6 protein-coding genes are annotated in these 7450 nt (G+C 68.0%); 1 reads left to right on the top strand and 5 read right to left on the bottom strand.

What is annotated here, in order from left to right; all coding sequences use genetic code 11:
- Positions 1–122: 122 nt before the first annotated feature.
- From ABZV44_RS45410 to cysD, 5 genes are read right to left on the bottom strand one after another with little or no spacing between them, the layout of a single operon-like run.
- Complete coding sequence (locus tag ABZV44_RS45410) at positions 123–1256, bottom strand: sulfotransferase (RefSeq protein ID WP_354851591.1); 1134 nt, start codon at positions 1254–1256, stop codon at positions 123–125.
- Positions 1257–1274: 18 nt separating this feature from the next.
- Positions 1275–2072, bottom strand: a complete 798-nt coding sequence (locus ABZV44_RS45405) for an SDR family oxidoreductase (RefSeq protein ID WP_354851588.1) — start codon at positions 2070–2072, stop codon at positions 1275–1277.
- Positions 2069–3265, bottom strand: coding sequence for a hypothetical protein (locus ABZV44_RS45400; protein ID WP_354851585.1), 1197 nt, complete (start codon positions 3263–3265; stop codon positions 2069–2071). The genes ABZV44_RS45405 and ABZV44_RS45400 overlap by 4 nt, the downstream gene beginning before the upstream one ends.
- A complete protein-coding gene (gene cysC / locus ABZV44_RS45395) occupies positions 3265–5127 on the bottom strand; it encodes an adenylyl-sulfate kinase (RefSeq protein WP_354851582.1) in 1863 nt (620 codons plus the stop codon). Before cysC ends, ABZV44_RS45400 begins: the two co-directional genes overlap by 1 nt.
- Positions 5127–6032, bottom strand: coding sequence for a sulfate adenylyltransferase subunit CysD (cysD, locus tag ABZV44_RS45390; protein ID WP_354851579.1), 906 nt, complete (start codon positions 6030–6032; stop codon positions 5127–5129). The genes cysC and cysD overlap by 1 nt, the downstream gene beginning before the upstream one ends.
- A 312-nt stretch (positions 6033–6344) precedes the next feature.
- Between cysD and ABZV44_RS45385 the strand changes: the two genes are divergently transcribed.
- The gene (locus ABZV44_RS45385; protein WP_354851576.1) at positions 6345–7232 is read left to right on the top strand and encodes a helix-turn-helix domain-containing protein; all 888 of its coding nucleotides are present in this window, start codon (positions 6345–6347) and stop codon (positions 7230–7232) included.
- Positions 7233–7450: the final 218 nt, after the last annotated feature.

Below are 7450 nucleotides of genomic sequence, written 5' to 3'. Positions count from 1 at the left end.
GTGTAAACCCGTTCGTGAGAGCCCGTGGTTGATATCGGTGCTATCTCGCTGGGCTACTCCCCCGCCCCCGCGGGGAGGGCGGGGGGCGCGAGGTGCGCACCCGGCCGTCCGAGATGGGTTGGTCAGAGCTCGAATTCGGCTCGGACCTGGTCTTCGGTGAGGCCGTAGTCGGCCAGGGAGTACTGGTGGACCGGTTTGCGATCGCCGGACTTGCTCTCCTCATCGAGGGTGGTCATGGCGGTGCGGGCCGAGTCCGTGTAGTCCAGGCCGAACTTCGAGTAGATCTTCTCGACCGCGGCGAAGGGGTTGGCGCGGAGTTCGTCGAATTCGATGTCGAGGAACTGGTCCGGGTTGTAACGGGCTCGCGCGGTATTGAATTCGCGCAGGCCACGGGACCACAGTTCGAGCTGCGATGCACCGATCTTCTCGCCGACGAAGGTGGTGGACCAGCCCGCGGTGGCCTGCTCGGACAGGCTGCACGAGGAGCCGACGATGGTGACCGGGTCGCGGTGGGTCTGGATGATCAGCGCGTCCGGATACACCTTCATGAGCGCGTCGAGGGCGAACAGGTGGCTGGGGTTCTTCAGCACCCAGCGCCGGTTGTCGCCCAGGCCGATGAGCTGCAGGTTCGCCTTGTGCCGCGCATAGGCGTCCGTCCAGTCCTGCTTGCGCAGCCACTGCGAGTAGCTCGGCAGGTAGGCCAGCGACTCGTAGGAGATGGATTTCACCGTCTGGCGCAGCAGCTGCCAGCACTCCTCGACCTCGGCGGCGGTCATGTAGTGCACGCCCATGAATTCCGGGTTCTCGATCCGGTGCTGGGCGAACCCCTTGTCGACCGCCTGGTAGACCGGATTGTCGGCCCAGGTCTCGCGCGGCGGCCGCGGCTGCGGGAAGTCGGCGAGCCACATCTCCAGGGCCTGGTGCTGCGGGTCGGCGGCGAGCAGCCGGTGCAGGGCGGTGGTGCCGGTGCGGGGCAGACCGGTCACGAAAATCGGCCTGGTGACCTGGGTTTCGGTGTAGGCCGGGTTGGCCTGCCAGGAGGCTTCGCTCAGGGCACGCGCGACGAGCGCCCCGCGCAGGAAGTACCGGCTCATCTTGGAGCCGAGCTCGGTGAGCCCGGCGTCACGCTGGTAGGACTCCAGCAGGACGCCGAGCGCCTCCAGGTAGTCGTCGGACCCGAAGTCGGTGAGGCCGCTGACTTTCGACGCCGAGTGGTGCAGATCCTCGACGGTGCCGACGTTGGTACGTCCGCTCATAGTGGTGAAACTCCTTGCTCAGACGTGGTATTCGCCGCAGTTGACGTCGATGGTCTGCCCGGTGATGGCATTGGCCCACGGCGACATGAGGAAGACGATGGTCTGGGCGATCTCGTCGGGCAGCGGCAGCCGCTTCAGGTCGGACTTGGACGCGGTCTGCTGGTAGACCTGTTCCTCGGTGATGCCGTACTTCTTGGCGATCTCGCTGAAGTACCACTTCAGCTGGTCGGTCCAGATGTAGCCCGGCAGCACGCTGTTGACGCGAATCCCCTTCTCGCCCAGCTCGGTCGCCAGGGTCTGCGACATGGCCAGCAGGGCCGCCTTGGCGACCTTGTAGCTGCCGTAGCGGGGTTCGGAGTGCCGCAGCACCATGGAGTTGACCATGACGACCGAGCCCTTGGTCGCGGCCAGCCCGTCGGTGAACGCCTGCGTCATGCGGAGATTGCCGAGCACCGTCAGGTCCACGCTCTCGCGGATCTGCTCGAAGTCGGTGCGCGCCAGCGGCTTCATCGACGGAACCTTGAATGCGTTGTTCACCAGCGCGTCGACCCGGCCGAAGGTCTCGAGGGTCTGCTTCGCCAGGTTCTGGACCGTGGCCTCATCGGTGATGTCGGTGGGCACGCAGAGCGTTTCCGCGCCGCCCTCGGCCGCGATCTCGTCGGCGACCTCCTTCAGCCGCGACTCGGTGCGTGCCGCCAGCACGACCTTGGCCCCGGCCGCCGCGGCCTCCAGCGCGATGGAGCGACCGAGACCGGGCCCGATACCGCTCACGACCACGACCTTGTCGGCCAGCAGTCCCGTCTTCAGGCGGGTCATCCCAGCATCCTTTCCGCGAAGGCGCGCTGGCGAGCGGCGATCCGCTCGCGCCATCCGGCCTCGTCGATCCGATTGTGTTCGTAGTGCGGCAGCCGTTCGGCCACCTTGTCCAACGGAACGAGCTCGATGGTCGGCCCGTCCTCCGGCGTGATCGCGCGATCCACGCGCTGCCAGCGGAACTGGAGAATGCCGAGCTTGCGGCCGGTGGTCTCGATCCAGTTGGCGATGCCCGGGTTCCGGGCGGAGACCACCATGCGGATCATCCCGTCCGGATCCACCTGCGCCTGCTGATGATTCAGCGAGGTCTGGTGGTTGGCGTAGTCGAGCGAGACGTACCAGCGGCTGCCCAGCTGGAAACCCTGATACGGCGCATCGGATTTCGGCACGGTGATGATCAGCGCCTGATCGTCCTCCAGCTCGAAATGCCCGACGGAGGAGTACTGCGTGCTCAATCCGCCCGGCGTGAGCCGAGGTTCGGTGAGCGTATTGACCGGCAGGTTCAGGTAGAACCACTTCGGGAAGTTGAACCAGGTGTGCACCCGGGTCAACAGCATGCGCCCCGCCGCGCGGTACCGCTTGCGCAGCTGATCCACCCCGGCCTCGGCCGGAGCGGTCCCGATGGTGTCCACCCGCTCGATGCGAATGCTGCCCTTGCGCTCGGCATTCCAGTCGCCGTACACCTCGCGCACGGCCAGCATGGACGCGCCCTCGCCGAGCACGAAGTAGTTCGGCTCCGGATTCTCCTTGGGCGGGCCGAAGCGCAGCTGATAGCTGCCGTCCTCGTCGATCTGCAGCCGCCGGTCGTCGAACGCGTCGTCACCGTTCGGGACGTCGGTGGCGGTGTAATCGCCCTTGAGCACCTGGAAACTCAGGTCGACGGTGCTACCGCGCACGCCGGTGAGCAGGTATTCCGCATTCGGCTCGATATTGGCGCTGTAGTACAGCGTGTCCGGGTTGTCCAGGCCCATCTTGGTGTAGGGCCCGGTGGCCGTCACGAGGTACGGGTGCGAGGTGCCGTGCGCCCGCGACAGCTGCAGGACCGCGGCAATGCTGCCCTGCAGGTAGTCGTAGCCCTCCGCGAGGTCGTGCGGGTCACGGATGAAATCGGCGGCGGCGATGAGCTTCTCGGCCTCGGCGACCGCCGCGAGGAACGGCTCCGTGAGAGGCAGCTCGGCCTTGTCTATATCTGTCATCAGCTATCAGCGATTCCTAGGATCTCTCGAATTCGATGGGCGATCTCGGCCGGCGTCCCGGCCGAGGGGGTGATGGTCAGGTCGGCGAACTCCGGCCGCTCGTACGGCGAACTGATGCCGGTGAATTCGCGCAGCTCCCCGGCGCGGGCCCGCTTGTACAGGCCCTTCGAGTCGCGCAGCTCGCACTCCTCGAGCGGGGTGTCCACGAAGATCTCCCGGAACGACAGATTCCTGGAGTCGTGCAGCTTGCGCGCCTCGCGCCGTTCGGCACGGAACGGGCTGATGAGCGAGACGATGGCGACCACGCCGGCATCCGCGAACAGCGCCGCCACCTCGGCGACGCGGCGAATGTTCTCCCGCCGGTCCTCGTCGGTGAAGCCCAGATTCTTGTTCAGCCCGTGCCGCAGGTTGTCGCCGTCGAGCAGGTAGGCGGGCTGCCCGGATTCGATGAGCTGCCGCTCCAATTCGACTGCGATGGTGGACTTCCCGGAGCCCGACAATCCGGTCAGCCACACGGTCGCGCCGGTGCTGAGCCGCTGCCCGCGCTCCACCGCGGAGCTGTGCCACACCACATTCGAGGCCTTCTGCCCGACCCGCGGTGCGCCCGTGGAGCGTCCGGTGATCATGCCCGCGGCCACCGTCTGATCGGTGGCCTCGTCGATGAGGATGAAACTGCCGGTGGCGCGGTTCTCCCGGTACGGGTCGAACAGCAGCGACTGCCGGCTCTTGATCGTCACGCGCCCGATGTCGTTGAGCCCCAGCCGATCCGCGTCGGTTTGCCGGTGCAGGGTGTTCACGTCCAGCCGGTAGTCCAGCTCGCTCACCTCGACCTTGGAGGTCTGGGTGGCGGTGCGGATGGCGTAGGAGTTGCCGGCCCGCAGTTCGGTGTCGTCGGAGAACCAGCACACCATGGCGTCGAGCTCACGATCGGTGTGCGGCTGGTTGCCGGGCCGGGCGAGCATATCGCCACGGCCGATATCGAGTTCGTCGTCCAGGGTCAGCGACACCGCCATACCGGTGAAGGCCTCGTCGACCTTCCCGCCGCCCGGCCCCCAGATCTGGTTGACCCGGCTGGTCCGCCCCGACGGCAGTACCACGACCTCGTCGCCCGGCTTGAAGATGCCGCCCGCGACGGTGCCCGCGTAGCTGCGCTGGTTCTCCCCGTGCGGCCGGATGACGTACTGCACCGGCAGCCGGTTGTCGATGAGGTTGCGGTCGGAGGCGACGTGCACCTCTTCCAGGTGCCGCAGCAGCGGCGGGCCCGGGTACCAGTCGGCGGTGCGCGCGGACGGATCCACCACATTGTCGCCGTGCAGCGCCGACACCGGGATGAAGCTCAGATCACCGACATCCAGCTTGGTGGCGAAATCCGCGAATTCCGACCGGATCTCCTCGAACCGCTGCTCGGACCAGTCGACCAGGTCCATCTTGTTCACGCACAGCACCAGGTGCCCGACCCCCAGCAGCGAGGACAGGAAGGCGTGGCGGCGGGTCTGCTCGGAGACGCCCTTGCGCGCGTCGACGAGGATGAGCGCCAGGTCGGCCGTGGACGCGCCGGTCACCATGTTCCGGGTGTACTGCACGTGCCCCGGGGTGTCGGCGATGATGAATTTCCTTCGCGGCGTGGCGAAGTAGCGGTACGCGACATCGATGGTGATGCCCTGCTCGCGTTCGGCGCGCAGGCCGTCGGTCACCAGCGACAGGTCCGGCCCGTCGCCGCCGCGCGACAGGCTCGCGCGCTCGATGGCATCCAGCTGATCGCTGAACAGGCTCTTGGAGTCGAACAGCAACCGCCCGATGAGGGTCGATTTACCGTCGTCCACGCTGCCCGCGGTGGCCAGTCGTAACAGGTTGCGGCGCATCAGAAATAGCCCTCTCGCTTGCGATCTTCCATGCCGGACTCCGAGATGCGGTCGTCGGCGCGGGTGGCGCCGCGCTCGGTCAGCCGGGTGGCGGCGGTTTCGGCGATCACCTCGGCGGGGTCGGCCGCGGTGGATTCCACGCAACCGGTGCAGTCGGCATCGCCGAGGGTCCGGAAGCGCACGGTGGCCTCGAAGCGCTTCTCCTCCGGGCCGAACTCCAGGAATCGGTTGTCCGCCAGCAGCATTCCGTCGCGCGCCACCACGGTGCGCCGGTGCGCGTAGTACAGCGAGGGCAGCTCCACCTCGGCCTGGTCGATGTACTCCCAGATGTCGAGCTCGGTCCAGTTCGACAGCGGGAAGACCCGGATGTGCTCACCCTTGCGGTGCCGGCCGTTGTAGAGGTTCCACACCTCGGGGCGCTGGGCCCGGGGTTCCCACGCGCCGTACTCGTCGCGGAAGCTGAACACCCGCTCCTTGGCGCGCGCCTTCTCCTCGTCGCGGCGCGCCCCGCCGAATACCGCGTCGAAGCGGTGCTCGCGAATGGTGCGCAGCAGGGTGGTGGTCTGCAGCCGGTTCCGGGTCTCACCGGGCCGTTCGGTGACCCGGCCCGCGTCGATATCGTCCTGCACGCTGCCGACCAGCAGCTGGGCTCCCAGCCGCGCCACGGTGCGATCCCGGAAGTCGATGACCTCGTCGAAATTGCGCCCGGTATCGATGTGCAGCAACGGGAACGGCAGCGGCGCGGGCCAGAACGCCCGCCGCGCCAGCTCCAGCATGACCGCCGAGTCCTTACCACCGGAGAACAGCAGCACCGGCCGCTCGAAGGTGGCCGCCACCTCCCGGATGATGTGCACCGATTCCGCCTCCAAGGCGTTCAGGTGCGACAGCTCATATCCCGTGCGCATCTCTCGTCCCATTCGCCGCGTCATCCGATCCGTCCGGTCATTCGACCTTGCAGTGTCGAATATTCGACGCTATTGTTCGATAATGTGACACCGACGATAGGTCGGTACCCGGGCGACGGTCAATACCCGCGCCCGAATTGCCGCGCATCGCAGTAGGCGCCGCCGCACATCGGAGTAGCTCGGGCGCACCGGATCCGGGCCACTCCGGTGCGGATGACCGATACCCCGGTCGATACGATCGGGCGCGAACCTCCCGCAGCGCCGGGACCGACATCAGCAGGGATCGAGTTGCCTGAATCCACCACCGCCCCTGTGGCTTCCGAACCGGGAACGGCGGCCGGAGCAGGTTCCGCGCCGGCCTCACCGCCGACCCACCGGGTCGTGCAGGCGATCGAGCTGCTGTCGCGGCATTCCGGCGAGCGCCTCTCGCTGGCCCGCATCGTGCGCGCCACCGACATGTCCCGGGCCACCGCGCACGCCGTGCTCACCCAGCTCACCGCCGACGGCTGGACCGTGCGCGACAGCGAGGGGAACTACAGCCTCGGCCTCGGACTACTGGCCGTGGCGCGGCGGGCCGACACCGCTTTTCCGCTGCGCCGCCTGGCCGTGGAGCCCATGCACGCGCTGGCCGCCGCGCACGGCGTCCCGATCTTCCTGGCCGAGCGAGAGCAGGAGGCCATCGTCATCACCGAGGTGCTCGGCACCCCGTCGGTCCCGTGGATCCGCCCCGCCCGCCGCATGCCGTTCGCGCCGCCGGTCTGCCGCGAATTCATCGCCTGGGCGCCGGAATCCGAGCGGGAGACCTGGCTGCAGGCCGCCGACCCGCGCCACCGCCCCCGCCTCACCGCGGTCCTCGACGCCATCGCCGCCCGCGGCTACTCCGTCGAACGCCTCGCCGACGAGTCCGCCCCCATGCTGGAAGCCCTGGGGGCACTTCGCCATTCCCCCGTCACCGATCCGCTGCGGCACCGTCTCAGCGCCATGATCGCCGACCTCATCACCATCGACTATCTCCCCGACGAACTCGGCGACCACAATGCGGTCGTCTCGGTGGCCGCCCCGATCTTCGCCTCCGACGGCTCGGTCATCGCGTCGATCGTCTCCTGCCCCGACACCAATCTCCCCGCCGCCCGCCTGCACGAGCTGGCCACCGCCACCATTGCCGCGGCCGATACCGTCACCACGTCACTGCGCGGCTGAGACGTTATCCACGTCCGGGGACGGCCAACGATCACCGCGACGGTCACTGATCGACGCGACGGTCACTGATCGACGCGGCGTAATCGTCGAATCCCACCCGGCAGGGGGGGGGGCCCCCCCCGGGGGGGGGGGGGGGGCGCAGATTGGACGCCGGGACGATGGCCAGGAAGCCGAGAAAGAGTCCGAAGATGGGGGGGTGGGCGCGGACGGGGGGGGCG

It is taken from the genome of Nocardia sp. NPDC004860 (genome assembly GCF_040609015.1).
Classification (GTDB): Bacteria; Actinomycetota; Actinomycetes; order Mycobacteriales; family Mycobacteriaceae; genus Nocardia.
The sequence above is the reverse complement of the archived record's forward strand: the minus strand, read 5'-3'. Positions and strand labels throughout refer to the sequence as shown.